9 protein-coding genes are annotated in these 14,693 nt (G+C 54.5%); all 9 read right to left on the bottom strand.

Annotated elements, in window-relative coordinates; genetic code table 11:
• Positions 1-82: 82 nt before the first annotated feature.
• Positions 83-322: a carbon storage regulator CsrA gene (gene csrA, locus AC1BI1_RS03795; RefSeq protein ID WP_476715926.1), complete on the bottom strand. Its 240-nt coding sequence runs from the start codon at positions 320-322 to the stop codon at positions 83-85.
• Positions 323-358: 36 nt separating this feature from the next.
• Positions 359-787: a flagellar assembly protein FliW gene (gene fliW, locus AC1BI1_RS03790; protein ID WP_476715925.1), complete on the bottom strand. Its 429-nt coding sequence runs from the start codon at positions 785-787 to the stop codon at positions 359-361.
• A gap of 71 nt (positions 788-858) precedes the next feature.
• Positions 859-1,905, bottom strand: coding sequence for a hypothetical protein (locus AC1BI1_RS03785; RefSeq protein ID WP_476715924.1), 1,047 nt, complete (start codon positions 1,903-1,905; stop codon positions 859-861).
• 378 nt (positions 1,906-2,283) lie between these two features.
• Positions 2,284-3,786: an S-layer homology domain-containing protein gene (locus tag AC1BI1_RS03780; protein WP_476715923.1), complete on the bottom strand. Its 1,503-nt coding sequence runs from the start codon at positions 3,784-3,786 to the stop codon at positions 2,284-2,286.
• Entirely contained in the window at positions 3,783-6,182 is a 2,400-nt protein-coding gene (locus AC1BI1_RS03775) for an S-layer homology domain-containing protein (protein ID WP_476715922.1), read from the bottom strand. Before AC1BI1_RS03775 ends, AC1BI1_RS03780 begins: the two co-directional genes overlap by 4 nt.
• Before the next feature lie 3 nt (positions 6,183-6,185).
• Positions 6,186-7,019, bottom strand: coding sequence for a hypothetical protein (locus AC1BI1_RS03770; RefSeq protein ID WP_476715995.1), 834 nt, complete (start codon positions 7,017-7,019; stop codon positions 6,186-6,188).
• Positions 6,965-12,184, bottom strand: coding sequence for an IPT/TIG domain-containing protein (locus AC1BI1_RS03765; RefSeq protein ID WP_476715921.1), 5,220 nt, complete (start codon positions 12,182-12,184; stop codon positions 6,965-6,967). The genes AC1BI1_RS03770 and AC1BI1_RS03765 overlap by 55 nt, the downstream gene beginning before the upstream one ends.
• A gap of 59 nt (positions 12,185-12,243) precedes the next feature.
• Positions 12,244-13,155: a flagellar hook-associated protein FlgL gene (gene flgL / locus AC1BI1_RS03760; protein ID WP_476715920.1), complete on the bottom strand. Its 912-nt coding sequence runs from the start codon at positions 13,153-13,155 to the stop codon at positions 12,244-12,246.
• Between the two features lie 29 nt (positions 13,156-13,184).
• Positions 13,185-14,636, bottom strand: coding sequence for a flagellar hook-associated protein FlgK (gene flgK / locus AC1BI1_RS03755; protein WP_476715919.1), 1,452 nt, complete (start codon positions 14,634-14,636; stop codon positions 13,185-13,187).
• Positions 14,637-14,693: the final 57 nt, after the last annotated feature.

Below are 14,693 nucleotides of genomic sequence, written 5' to 3'. Positions count from 1 at the left end.
CCCCGCTTTAATTATCGACATTTTTCCGCTCTACTGGAGAGGGCAAAGTAAGATTTTCTTGCCAATTGGCTGCACCCTTGTATCACTTTCCCTCGTCAGAGCCTGGCCCCCGGGGCAAATCCAGGGGGCAAACCCTGGGCGTATGGGCGGCGGCCAGGTTTTCCGTACGCACTGCATTGAGGAGTTCCTCGCGTACAATAGAGACCTCCGGCGGCGCTTCGATCCCCAGGCGGACTTTATCCGGTTCAATGCTTACCACCACGACTTTGATCTTGTCCCCGATCACTATCGTTTCATTCGCCCGCCTGGTCAGCACCAGCACTTGTAGGCCGCCTCCTCTCTGTAATGGCTATAATAGTTATTTCGCAAACAAGGGATGTCTGGTGGTGTAGGGGGTGCCCTCCAGGACCAGCTGCCTTCCCCGCCGGGCGGCCCTGTTGATCACGATGGGGCCCAGCAGGTTAGCAGTCATTTTCCTGATTTCGCCCTCAGGGATGGTTACCGGCGCCATGACCAGCACTTCCATCAAGTCTTTTATGCCCAGCTCGTCCTGTACATCGGGAGATAACTCCACTACGTAACCGGGAAAGAAAAGAAACGGATCGACCAAGAGGAAAGCTACGTCCGGATCTTCTTTGGCCTGGAGCCATATAAAAGCCGGGTTTTCGGGGATAGGGTAGAGGAAAAATTCCCGCAGGTGTTCAAAGGCCGGAAGGCCATGGGGAAAGATTATGATTTCTTCCGGCCCTACCTCCACTTCACCGAAACGCGAGGTCTTGATAAGCAAAGCTGGGAACTCCCTTCTCTTTTATCTTCAGGCTTAGGTATCTTGGGCTCAGGAGCCGCAGAAATACAGGGCTACAGATCGTAAGAATAATAGAGGGCTATCCCTTTCTCCCGGACGTATTCCTCCACCTCTGGCTGGCTGATCATGTAAGTCACCAGTACCGGAAACACCCGGGGAAATACGCCTTCCAGCCGCTTGAGTTTCTTCCTTATGAAATCGTCTACATCCCTCTTGGAAAGCTGGCTCTTGCTCTCCCCCACAATGGTGTAACTTTGCCCGTCCCTTTCTCCTTCGCCTATTATGTTCACTTCAACGGCCCGGCCCTGGTTGTCCTGCACAAACTTCCTTTTGAGCCTTCCCTTAACTACTAGGCCGTAATCCTGCTGGAGTAGGCCGGGCAGGGCCTTAAAGGCAGCATCTTCTAGCCTGTAACCCACTGTCATGGCCAGGCCGCCCAATTGTTTCCTCGTCTCGTTGTGCTCGCCGATAAGCTTCCTAAGCTCCTCTTCGGTGCGTTTTTGAGCTTCCGCCAGTTCCTCTACCCTCTGTTCCGTTCGCTTCTGGGCTTCGGCCAGCTCCGCCAATGCCCGGTCGAGCCTGCTCACTTCTTTCCGGGTCTCTTTCTGGGCTTCGGTTAACTCCTCCACCCTCTGCTCCGTTCGCTTCTGGGCCTCAGCCAGCTCCGCCAATGCCCGGTCGAGCCTGCCCACCTCTTTCTGGGTCTCTTTCTGGGCCTCGGCTAACTCCTCCACCCTCTGCTCCGTCCGCTTCTGGGCTTCAGCCAGCTCCGCCAATGCCCGGTCGAGCCTGCCCACCTCTTTCCGGGTCTCTTTCTGGGCCTCGGTCAGCTCCTCCATCCTCTGCTCCGTCCGCTTCTGGGCCTCGGCCAGTTCCCCCACTACTGCTTCCAGCCGCGCAATCCTTTCTTCGCTTCTCCTCTGGACCTCAGCTATCTCTTCCATGGTCTGGCCAAGGTTCCGGACAATTTCCTTTAGCTCGTTAAAATCGCCGGTCTTCACCAAGTCTGTGTAAGCTTCGTTAATCACTTCCGCCAGCACTGCCGCCTGCTCCGGCAAAAAAGCCTTCTCCAGCTTCATCTGAATATCTTCCAGCCTCATGGCCTACACTCACCTCCCCTTATTCCCGCCCGTTTACCTCCTGCTGCGCCGTGCCATAATAATATCAAAATAACGACCAACTCGCAATTGTATCTCACCCTGGCGTATCCCCAATTTCGCTTCTAGGCCTGCTTGGCTTTCGCTCGCTCCGGAAACCCTCGCGGGCCAAACTAGCGCTCGGCCTCAAGCTCCGGCGGACTTCCCGGCAAATTCGACATCCTGTCTCAATTGCCGGCCTCGGCCGTCCATGGCCTCGGGTCCGCCTCCGCTTTCGGCCGAAGCTCAAGTTTGGCTAGCCGCTCGGGTTTAGTCGCTCGCTTTCAAGTCCAAGCAGGCCTCCCCGACAAAAAGGTGGGGATAACTCGGTATCTCACCCTTCTAGAAGTTCAACACCCGCTCCCGGTAGTCGACGGTCATCTCCTCCTGGAGGTAACGGATGAAGCGGTTCAACAAAGCTGCAGCCTCCGCCCGCGTAAGCACTTCATTAGGCTTAAGATACCCGTACTCATCTCCCCGCGCCAGGCCGATCTTATAAGCCACATACACGGCCGGCCGCGCCCAGTCAGGGATGGTCCAGTCGTCGAGGAAGGGAGTAGACCAAGGACTCGCTGGGGCCAGGCTCTCTAAACCTAAGGCCCGTACCAAAATTACCAAGGCCTGCGCTCTAGTAAGGGGTTCACCGGCACCAAAAATACCCGGCCCTGTACCGCTCATAATACCGGCCTCATAGACTGCTTTATAGTATTTATAGGCAGGGTCGGTTAAGACCACATCCGCAAAGAGGGGCTTCTCCTTGTCTTCTTGCTTTCCCCGGAGTCCCCAAGTTTTGGTAATGGTAGGGGCTTCTTGGGGCAGAGGTAGATCCAGAACATTGGCCAAGGCCCTGGCAAACTGTCCCCGGAAGAAGGGCAGGGCGGGATAAAAAGAGTCTCCTTCCTCGCCGAAGGCGCCCAGGCCGTAAAGTTTTAAGATATCGGCCTCGGCCCAGTGGCCGCGGATATCCCGGAGTCTGGCCACCGGAAGCCAGCGCTTGAGCGGCAGCGCCCGGAGCTCATAGCTCCCCTCTTTCTTTTTCCACCGGTCGCTATTCAAAAGCCCCCCTTGCAGGTCGGGAAAGCTGCCGCTATAGTACAAGGTCTCCACAGTTCTGGTGTTCTCTACGTAACCGCCGGGAAAACTTATAGATACCGGTTCGTTTTCCTGGTATTCCAGATAGCGCAAGCGGTGGTAGGACAAATCCCGGCGGAAGCTGGCGCTCCACTGGGAAGGGATGGAGGTCTTTGGGTCCACTGCTACCTGGCCGGTGAAAAACACGGTGCCTTCTTCCCGGCTGGTCTCGGTGCTGCCCCACGCATGCCGGTATCCCACGTTATGGCCCCAGGTCTCCACGATCACCCTGGCCAAGTCGTTGTTGACGCTGTAAACCTTGCGCGCGGTCCAGTTGCCGCTTTTGTAAACCACTGCCGGCTGGTGGTCCAGAAGCTCCGAGCGGGAAAATTGAAAATCCTTTAGGGTATACTTGTCCTTACCCACGGTAATGCTCTCGGTAAAGCGCTCCAGCCGGGTAGTAGTTACTTCTTGCCTGCCTACCTTCTCGGTTTCGACAGAGAAGCTCAAGTTCCGGGAGAGCTTGATGCCCTTCTCCCGGTTTTCCAGGGTAAAGGTGACGCTGCCGGTGGTCTGACTCCCCCGGCCCCGGCCGGTTGTTTCTCGTACCGTCCCGGTAAGGATCACGGGTTCCCCGGTGATAAAAATTACTTCCGCGTACTCTTGCTCTCCCTTAATCCCACCCTCATAGCGGTAAAATTCTTCAGCGGCGGCTGGCTGGGAAAGCCCCAGGACAATGAGCCCCACAGTTAATAATGTGAGAATGTTCTTCAATCCGGCACCACCACCAGCAGAGCCCGGCGGTGATCATGTACTAGGTAAAGGTTGTCTCCGCCGGCAAGATCCTCCCAAGAAACTATCTGGCGGCCCTTTATCACCAGGGCACCCTGCAGGGCCAGATCCAGGGGGAAATCATTGCTCTGCCAAATCTGGTAACCTGGGCTCCAGTCGCGGACAGCCTCCACCGTTACGCGGGCTGAGCTGTAGTCTATATATCTTACTCTTCCCAAACTTATTTTGGTGAGGCCCACGGTTCCGGGCGGGTAAAGGGAAAGCCCCCGGACTTCCTTCCCCCGGGCCAGCAGGTAAGCCTGATAACCATCAAATTCTCCGGTGAAACGGCTTTGGGTGAATTCCTCCCGGCTCAAAATCTTACCGTTTGATAAAATTACCGGCTCCCAAGATATCTGGAACTCCATGGTATCATCTTCAGCGTCCGCCCAGTCATACTGATCCTTAGCTCCACCCAGCTTCTCTGCATCGTATATTTCGAGGCTGTCTTGGTCCACAGAATATATTTCCCCGCGGTATAGTTGCCAGGAAGGCGGCAAAAAGGATTCGGTCAAAGCTAAGGCTACCTGGCGACCATCCGTTCCGGGAATAGTAACCAGGAACAGGTAATCACCCTCCTGCAGGTCTTCGGGGGCCGCTTGCTGGCCATTCTTAACCACAACGCTATGGGAGCCCAAGATAAAGGGCTCTTTCTCTCCAGCCAGCCATAGCTTGTTGCCGCCCAGGGAGATAAAATCAAGATAACCCTCGTAAAGTCTGGTGTTTTCACCGGTTCTGACCACCTGTACTCCTTCTTCCCCCTGGGGCCCTTTAGCCAGGGCTACCAGGACTTTTTCCGAGGAGAGATTAGGGCGGGATAGAGGAAGGGCCTCGCGAGCTAAATTTATGCTCCGTATGGGCGACCCAGGCAGCCACCGTCCGTAATAGAATTCCTGGGTATCCCGTAAGACTATCCGGCCACTTAAGTAATCAGCCCGCTCAAGCCTCCCATAAAGTACAGCAATAATTCGTTCTAATCCGGTACCGACCTGGATATCCACGGCCTGCCCCCCGGCATCCACACGGGCCTTTATTCTGTCCCCCACCTTGAGGTCGGCCAGCTCTAGTGCCCGGCCGGCCCGGGATATTAAGGTGGCGCCGGTAATCCGGATCTGCTCTTCTCCGCCGTAAGGAGTGGCGATGGCTATGGTACTGCCCCTTATCTCGCGCACCTGCCCGTTAATCACTCTGGTTTCCTGGTAGGAGTAGGCGGGAATGCTGCCCGCTTTCACCGGAACGAGCTGGGTGATAAAACCGCCCTGCACCAGCAAGGTTACCTCCTGGCCAGGGACAGCTCCTCTTACGACCAGCGGGCTTAAGCGATAGCGGCGCTGTTCGCCGCTATCATCTACCAATAAAAGCTCCTGACCATCGGCCGCTATGATCCTTCCGGTCCGATACTCCCCTTCTCCTAAACTTTCAGCCAGAAGGACATGTTCACCCTGAAGGAATAATCTTACAGCTTCGCTAGGGAGGAGCTCCCTTCCTAGAGTGAGTATTTTCCCGTTATAAAAAGGAAAATCGAGCAAGGGAACTCCATTAGCCGCTGATCTAGTCTCTAAATTGATCACCGGGCCAGCAAAGGTGGCCACCCGTATGGCATAAGTTACCCCTCCGCCGGTCCCTAGGGATACCGCTTTATCCACTACCTTCCCTTCTACCTCCAGCACCCCGCGGCGGGCCACGAAAAACTTATCTGCTCGATCTAACAGGGCAGCCATTTCCGCCCGGGTCATAGGGGCGCGTGGAGCCAGGGTTCCTGAGGGTGTGCCGGATAACAAGCCGCGCTGTAACAAGGCTTCCACCCAAGGGGCCCATTCTTCAGCCACTTGCCCACCGTCACTAAAACCCGCCAAGATGGGATAGACGCCTTGGGGAGCTGGGGTGAGCTCGAGAGCTCGGGCCACCCAGGCGGCCACTTCCTGGCGCTGGGCTGGCTGCGAACCTTGCTCCGGGGTGAAATTGGGGATGGTGCTGCTTCCATTTCCTGCTCCGGCTGCCCTTTTTAAAAGGGCCACAGCTTCCTCCCTAGTCACCAATTCCTCCGGTGCGAATATACCTGGATTACGTCCCCGGATCAATCCCTGGGCGGCCAGGCGCAGGACCGGTAAAAAAGACCAGTGCCCCTGGGTATCCAGAAAGTTTAGGGTAGCCAGCCGCTGCTCAATACCCGGCAGTCCGTAAAAAGTCTGCCCTGTGACCAGTTCCGGAAGATCTATTGCCTTTTGCTGCCCCAACCCAGGCTGTAGAGAGGTACCTTGGGCTGTGGCGACCCTGGGAGGAAATATTATAAGAAAAGCCAAGATGAGACAAATCACCAGGCGCCCGTGTGTTGCCATTCTTCACCAGCCCCCGTAATCCACCAATACATATTTACCGGACAGGCGAAGGGGTGCCCTCCCAGGCGCGTAAAGGTCGCTTACGGGATGCCAGGAAGGGCTATAGGGAGTAAGTACATATATGACTGGAGTCCGGGCTACAGTGTTGATAGGGTTAAGGGATAGGACACTTCCCGACGGGAAGAATACCTGGGGATAGAGGTAACGGCCGCTCCTTACTTGAAGTTTTATATTCCACACGCGAGAAAGGATTCTTGAACCCTGGGGAAGCCCTTTCCATAAGGCCTCGGCCTCCACCTGGCCGGCATCTTCCAGGATGATCTCTATCCACGTATCGCGCTCATCTACCCGAGGAGAATTCCGGTAAACTTCATAAAGGGACGAGGCCGATAGGGAAATGGTGAGTTCCTGCCCTACTAGAAGGGTTAAGTTCCCCCGAGCGCTTTTAGCTGCAGCGCCTGCTAGTCTAACTGTGTATTGACCAGCATTATAGGGGGCTTCCTTAAGGTCTAGCCTGTAATCCCTGGCCAGCACATCTTCCCTCTCCAGAATAGCCTCTATTCCCTTTCTTCCGGTTACAATCCGAACGCTGCTTTCCGTAGAGCTAGAACTCTCCTCTTCTTCTGCCTCGGCGTATCCTTCAGCAGTAAAGGCCGAGTAGCCGAGTTCATTTACCGCCCGCACCCGGAAGAAGTAGCCTGCCCCTTCCGGCAGGGCCTCGCTGTAAAAGGTAGTGGACTTGGTCTGGGTGAGGAAGCGATAGGGTCCCCCGGGGGACTCGCTCACCCAGATCTCATAGTAATTAGCGAACTCGGCCGGGTCCCAGGTAAGTTTGATGGTATGGGGGTCAAGTATAGTCGCCTTAAAACCGGAAGGCGTTTCCGGCGCCCCCGGGGCTTTAAATAACGGAACCCCTGGCTGAGAGCGCTCCAGCCGCCGTCCGGGTTAACCACTCGCACCTCCTGCCAGCCCACCGCTCCGGGTGGAGTAACAGCCTTTATGAAGGTATCGCTTACCCTCTCTACCTGCTGGGCTGGCTTGCCGGCTATCCATACCTGTACGCCTTTAGCAAATTTGTTCCCGCTTATGGTTATCTCCGTCCCGCCGGTGGCCGGTCCCTCGTTAGGCGTAACGGATTGGATAATAGGGACCTCTACGTGATAATAAGTGAATCCCCGCTCCAGGGTATAAGTACCCTCATCTGGGTTGACTACTGTCACATCAGCCGGCCCTTCCGCACCTGGAGGGGTAATAGCGGTGAGGGTCCGGTAGTCCACCCTGCGCACGTCCTGGGCAGGAGCACCGCCGATAAAAAGCTTTACCCCCTCGCGGAAGTCCAAACCGGTAACGGTGATGGCCGTACCTCCCACCTGGGGACCGCGGCCCGGCTCCACCTTCTTGATGACTGGCTCGCTCTCCGGCACCTTGTAAGTATAGGCTTGAGGCAGAGTAAAGGTGCCGCCGTCATAGTTGGTGACGGTGACATCCTTGGGCCCTTCGCTATGGGGAGGGGTTTTTACGCGCAGGGTCTGGCTGTTAACCAGTACTACAGCCAGGGCAGGCTGCCCGCCGATAAAGACCTGCGGGCCCTGCCGGAAGTCTTCACCGGTAATAGTGACCCAGTTGCCGCCTGTGGTGCTGCCGGAAGTGGGATCTATTCCTGTGATTTGGGGCTGGCTATCGGGTACTACATAAGTAAAGCCTTTTTCCAGCAGTGCTTCAGCGCCGTCTGCGTTAACCAATTTTACGTCTACCGCCCCTAGGCGTCCCCCGGCAGCGGGAGGGACGGTTACCTCCACCATGGTACCGCCTTCCGTTACATTGGCAACCGTGGCCTGGGCCGAGCCGAAAAAGACCTGTACCGGTCCCACGAAGTCCGTTCCCCTTATGACCACCTTAATGCCGCCTTCCCGGGGGCCACGCTCAGGGACTACGGCATCTATCCTGGGAACTGAACTCTGGTAAATAAAGCCGCGGGACAGCGTATAAGAACCAGTGTCAGGGTTTATTACAGTAACGTCCACCGCTCCAGGTTTTCCAGGCGGCGTGACGGCCGTGAGGGTTTGGTAATCTACCCTCATTACTTCTAAAGCCGCAGCCCCACCAAAATAGACCTTTATCCCCTGGCGAAAGTCTTCACCTATTAGAGTGACTGAAGTACCGCCCATGACGCTACCCACATTGGGCGTGATGCTTTTTAAAACCGGCTCGCTCCCGGGCCGGCGGTACTCAAAGGCACCGTAGGCAGTGGCGACACCTCCGTCTTTATTGACCACCGTTATGTCCACCAAGCCGGCCTCATGGGCTGGAGTTACCACTTCAATGGAAGTAGAGGTAATATTTTTGACAGTGGCCTTGACCCCGCCAAAATATACCTGGAGTTCAGGGCGGAAATCACTGCCGGTGATGGTCACCGGAGTGCCCCCACGATTTGTGCCCACAGTAGGGTCTAAAGACACAATAGCGGGCCGGCTGTCTGGAAGCTTATAGGTAAAGCCATTACGCAAAGTTGCGCTGCCGCCGTCAGGGTTTACCACGGTAACGTCCACCGGGCCTGTAAGAAAAGTATCTCCCACTTTAGGGCCTTCCGGCGAATGCACAAAAATCGTCCTGCCGTCGGCACTAACTAAGGGTTCCCTAGGGCTGCCCTGCCCCGGAGGAACCATTTTGCCGCTGCCATCCACATAAAGCCAAGCCTCGTTAGTCCCTACAAAGACTTTCACTCCTGGCCAGAAGTATTCTCCGCTGATGACCAGGAGGGTTCCGCCTTCAGCCGGTCCCTGGGAAGGAAAGACTCCGGTAACACGGGGCGAGGTCAAGGGCTGTCGGTATTCATAGGCTCTTGGGGCCACCAAAGTTCCTGTGTCATAAGTGTTTATGATGGTGATATCGTAGAAACCCGGACTGTTGGCCGGAGCCCTTACCCGGATCTGATTGGGCGTAACGTCCAAGACTGTCGCCTCGGCCCAACCGAAGTAGACTTTGACATCAGGCTGGAAGCCGCCGCCCGTTATCAGCACTTCATTGCCGCCCTGGGTTGGTCCAAAATTAGGTGTTACTTGCTGTATAGAAGGAGAAGTTGCTGGCTCGCGATAAGTAAATATCCCTTTGCTTACAACATATCCACCATCCGGGCTCTCGGAAGCATCACTGTTCACCACTGCTATATCCACTTTCAAACCCATTGCAGGGTCCACGCTCGCCGGCCAGGCGGGAACGCGCACCCTGGCCGTCTGCTGGTCAATTACCAGAACATCCGCTTCCGGTACCTGGTATACCTCGCCACTTACTGTACCGTACACAACCCCCGTCACACTACCAAAATACACTTTCATTCCGGGATAAAAATTAGACCCAGTCAGAGTTATAATCGTACCTCCCAACCTGCTTCCCCGGTCGGGAGATACACGGGTGATGACCGGATGGCTTATGTAGGTAAAGCCGCCTGGAAGGAAGGCTTGGCCGCCGTCGGGGTTGGTGACCACCACGTCCTGGGGCCCAGGCAGACCGGGTGGGGTGACTGCCTTAATTTCCCCGGGGCTTACCACTTCCATTTGGGTAGCTGCCTTTCCTCCTATAGTCACCTGGGCCTTGGCCTGGAATCTTTCACCATAAATAGTGACTGGAGTGCCGCCCGTAGTCGGTCCCATGAAGGGATTAATACCTATAATGGCCGGAGTGCTTGGGGGTACGTAATAAGTAAAAGCCTGGGGCAAGGTAGCACTGCCAAAGCGGTTACGCACCACTACGTCCTTGGTACCTGCTGTAAACCGGGGCGTCTCCGCCGTTATGGTGGAACCGTCCTGGCTAACAGTGACGTTGGTAGCGGGCAGGTACCCATCCTGGGGTGTTCCCAGTTCCACTACGATATAAACAGTACCTGCTTCGTCTTTATCCTGGTTGAAATTAGCACCTGTAATAGTAATAAGGGTAGGCCTATCCACCGGTCCCTTGTCAGGTGTAACGCTCACAATAGTCATGGTGCTGGCCAGGTATGTAAAACCGTTTTTCAGCACCGCCGTAGCCAGGTCGGGGTTTATTACAATAACGTCCCGCAAGCCAGTAGTGGTAGAGGCCGGGGTAACAGCAATAATGGTACTGCTGTCCAACACCTGTACCTGGCTGGCAGGTAGATCGCCTATAAAAACCTGGAGTGTCTCCCCTGCTTTAGGCGCCCGGAAATCGTTACCAGTAATGGTAATCAAGGTGCCGCCGGATAAGGGTCCCCCGGCAGGCTCCACTTTGGTGATGACCGGACGACTTTCCGGGACCCGGTAGGTAAAGCCACCGGGCAACAGGGCTTTTTCGGTAATAATTTGGGAATCTTGCTGGCGAGTTATTATCAATATCACATCCTGGGTCCCAAAACCTGGAGGCGTTACAGCTTTATAGGCTTTATTAACCTCGTCCCAGGATAGGTTCTTTACCGGGTTACCACCAATGGTCAGCTCGATACTTATGACATTGGGGTCGCTAGGGGGAATAAAATTGGCCCCGTTAATAGTAACCGGCGTGTTGCCCTCCATGGAACCCTGATTGGGAGTGATGCTAGTTATCAAAAGGATCCGCTCCGGTGCAAGGTAAGTAAACCCGTTGATTTTCGTAACACGTCCCCCGTCCGGGTTTTCCACTGTAACGTCTACCGGCCCGGTCACGGGGCTGGGGGGAGTAATGACTAAGAGTTCTGTAGTGCTCTTTACCGTGACCTGAGTTGCATATACATTGCCAAATTTAACTTTAAGGGGGGCTTCTATACCGGATCGGAAATCACTGCCGGTAATAATGACTTCCGTTCCCCCATCTTGGCTCCCCGAGTTAGGCGTTATGCTAGTTATGACAGGGCTGCTGACTTGGCTTACGTAGGTAAAGCCTTGAAATACTTTATAAGCCTTATCCCGATCGGTTGAATCATAAACTTCCACATCCACAGGCCCAGGGGCGCCAGGGGGTGTAAGAACTTTAACATAGGTGGCCTCAACTACTGTGACATTGCCTTGCATTCCCCCAAAAGTAACAACGGTGTAAGCGGCTGGGGGGAAATTGCTGCCCGCAATCGTTACTTCTGTACCCCCATAGGGAGTACCATAGTTAGGTGTAATGGCGTCAATTACCGGGGTTATGATAAATTCATATTTACTGGCACTCGTGACAGGGCTCGTCTGGCCATCCGGGTTGGTAATGGTCACATCCTGGACACCTACTGCACCCCGGGGTGTCACCACGACCAGTTCTGTAATACCCGTAGCTCTCTTGATGGTAGCCGGTACGCCTCCGAAGCGCACAGTGCCGCTGGAGCTCAACTCCTGGCCTCTTATGGTCACCTCGGTACCCCCTAGCCAGGTGCCCCTGCCGGGAGACACGCTGGAGATCTGGGGCTGGCTCAACCGGTACTCAAAAGTGGTGGCCGCATCGGCTGGCAAAATTCCCGTTCCCCCGTCGGGATTGACGACTTTTACAGCCACCTTTCCTACGTTCCCCGGCGGAGTCAAAGCAGTAATTTGAGTACCATCAGAAGAAACAGTTATACCGGTAGCCAGGGCGTCGCCAATATAAAGGCTTAATCCATTTTTAAAACCTTTCCCTTTAACCGTAACAGGCTGCCCACCGACGGTACTGCCTGTACGGCCTTCACCTGTCTCCACTTCCGTGACTACAGGATCATACCGAAAACCTTCCAGCTGAACTGCTTGTTGTCCGTCGGGATTGACGACTTTAACATCCACTTTGCCGGAAACCGAACTCTCCGGTGTCCTCGCTTCCAGGCGGGTGCTGCTTCTAAAATACACTTCTGGAGCGGGATTAGGTCCGATATACACGGCAGCTCCCACTGTAAAATTGTAGCCGTTTATGGTGATTAACGTACCGCCGGTCATGGGACCGTTAGCCGGAGAAACACTAGTAATCTGGGGCGCCGAAGCAGCCAGGGCCGGCTTGAGGTGGCTCCAGAAGAAAAAAGCTGCTACCAATAGAAGCAGCCAGGGGCTCCTTTTTTTAAACTTCATTTACAGTTTCCCCTCCCTCAACCCCCCTGAAAACTAAAACCAAAATATAAGGACGGGTTCTAACGCAGGTAATTAATGAGTGTGGGCTGTAGTACCATAGCCGCCGTGGCTAAAGAGGCCTGATAGATATTTTCCAGGTTTTTGTAGTTCATAACAGTTTCGGCTAGGTCAATATCCTCGAGTTTAGACATGGTTTCCGTAAGGCTGATCTTGGCGCTAAAGAGGCGTTCCTGAGCCATTCTCACGCGGTTGCTCTTGGCGCCCAGGGTGGCGCGGATTTTGAGGAAATGATCTATAGCCTGGTCAAACTGCCCTAGGGTAGCAGCTACCTGGTCATACTGGCCGTTGTCTAGGGCTGTCCGGAGCTCGGCTAGTAGCTTAAAGATACTCTTAGCACCCACCGCCTCCATAAAGGTTTTTTGTCCATTTTCGTTAACAGTTAAAGTAACCTGGGGAGCGACTTCCCAGTCTAAATTACCATCATTACCGCTATATTTCACCGGGTAGTCAGGGTCCGCAGGATCTGTAATCCTGGCAAAGGGGGCGTTGGTCGTTTGGCTGCCGCCAAAGAGGTATCGGCCTCCGTACGAAGTGTTGGCCGTCTGCACTAATTCGTCAATGAGCTGGTCTACTTCGGCGGCCAAGGCCTTCATGGAGGTTTCCGGCATAGTGCCGTTAGCCCCATATACGGCCAATTCCCGGGCCCGCTGTAAAGTAGCCGTGGCCATGTTGAGGGCGCTTTCAGAAGCATCCAGCCAGCTCTTCGCATCCTCCATATTCTTATTATATTGCTCCTGCTCTGCCAGGGCCGTCTTAAAAGAAAGGACGCGAGCCACCACAATGGGGTCATCGGAAGGACGACTCACCCTTTTGCCTGACGACATCTGTTTTTGAGCTTTACTCATCACCTGCAAGTTGTTATTGATATTGGTAAGAACATTATTAATGAGCATACGATTAGTAACACGCATAAGTCCTTCCCCCTCGGAAGGTGAAAAGGTTAACGAGCCGCCATGCGGTTAATGAGGGTATCCAGCATTTCATCTAGAGTGGTCATAAGCCGGGCTGCCGCCTCGTAGCCGCGCTGGAACTGGATCATATAGGCCATTTCCTCGTCTAAAGACACGCCAGATATAGATTCTCTCCGGTTGGTGAGCTGGTCCACAAGGGACTTTTGATTGGTAGCCATTCGAACTGCCTCGTAGGCTGCCACTCCTAGGCGAGCAGTAAAATTCTTATAATAGTCGTCAAAGGTAACGCCCGTAGTGCTCTCTACCAGAGTACCCCCATTTTCCCGCAATAGCGTGTGCTGCAATTGGGCAATCCGCAGGGCATTGCTGCCGTCCCCCGGGTTGGGAGCTCCGGGACTACCTGTAGTAGCAGCGGCTATCAGGGTAACATCGTTCCTGATGGCCGAATTTACATCAATATCTGCAGCCCCATTGCTTCCGGTAAAAAATTGGCCACCGTCATTACCGTTTAAATCCTTCCCCTGTTGGTGCAGTTCATTAACTCGGTCTCGCAATCCATTGGCCAAAGTATTCAAATTCGCAGTGAAGACAGCTAGCTGTTCATCCCGTACTTTCTCCAAGCCCTTTAGTTCGCCGTTCTTTATGTTTACTGCAGTGTCGTCCTGCCAGAGGACAACCGTGTTATTGTTGACGTCGCGCTCGGATTTAAGACTTCTAACCAAATCTCCGTTGGAATCTACTTCTACAAGATCTTGACCATCTAAAAGCACCTGAATGGTTCCATCAGCCTGCTCCTTTACTTTAAAATCTACTATCCTCGCCAGCTCATCCAGCAGTTTGTCCCGCTGATCCATGAGATCATTGGGCTGATCACCGGCAGCTTGGATATCTTTGATTTGTTTATTTAAGTCTGCTATTTGTCGGGCGAGGGAATTAACTTCTATTACTTTTATTTCCATGATCTGATTGAGATCCTCGCGAATAGTTTCCAGTTGCTGGTAAGTATGTCGCATAGCCTCCGCCAGGGCCGTAGCCGTTTCCACTACCGTAGTCCGTACCGGAGAGCTCTCTGCGTTTTTGGAAAGTTCCTGCCAGGAAGCCCAGAACTGGCCCAATATAGTGTTGAAGCCAGTATCCGAGGGTTCAGCAAAGACTTCTTCAATCTCCCGGAGAGCATCTCGCCGCCGTTCCCAGGCTCCTAAGGCACGAGTCTCGTAACGGATTTGCCCATCCAGGAATTGGTCCCGGAGGCGCCTTATCTCCTGGACGTCCACTCCTGTACCTACCTGCCAGCCTTGGCCGCCGGGACGGCTCATGGCGGGTACCGGGTAGGCAAGGGTAGGTACCATTACCACCCGCTGGCGGGTATAGCCCTCGGTGCTGGCATTGGCGATGTTATGGGCGGTGGTCTGCAAGGCTTTTTGTTGGGCTAGGAGGCCTCGCAAGGCCGTGTTTATACCAAAGAATGTTCCCCCAGACAACGGAACCCTCCTCTCCCTAGTCCTTTGCCATTCTTTTGCCATTCCATCTCTCGCAGG

This window comes from Thermanaeromonas sp. DSM 22490 (assembly GCF_056378755.1).
The sequence above is the reverse complement of the archived record's forward strand: the minus strand, read 5'-3'. Positions and strand labels throughout refer to the sequence as shown.

Bases quoted from the DNA above. Each gene is read 5' to 3' on its own strand.
- AC1BI1_RS03785 (WP_476715924.1), bottom strand. From the start codon at position 1,905: ATGAGGCTGGAAGATATTCAGATGAAGCTGGAGAAGGCTTTTTTGCCG.
- AC1BI1_RS03765 (WP_476715921.1), bottom strand. From the start codon at position 12,184: ATGAAGTTTAAAAAAAGGAGCCCCTGGCTGCTTCTATTGGTAGCAGCT.
- flgL (WP_476715920.1), bottom strand. From the start codon at position 13,155: ATGCGTGTTACTAATCGTATGCTCATTAATAATGTTCTTACCAATATC.
- AC1BI1_RS03775 (WP_476715922.1), bottom strand. From the start codon at position 6,182: ATGGCAACACACGGGCGCCTGGTGATTTGTCTCATCTTGGCTTTTCTT.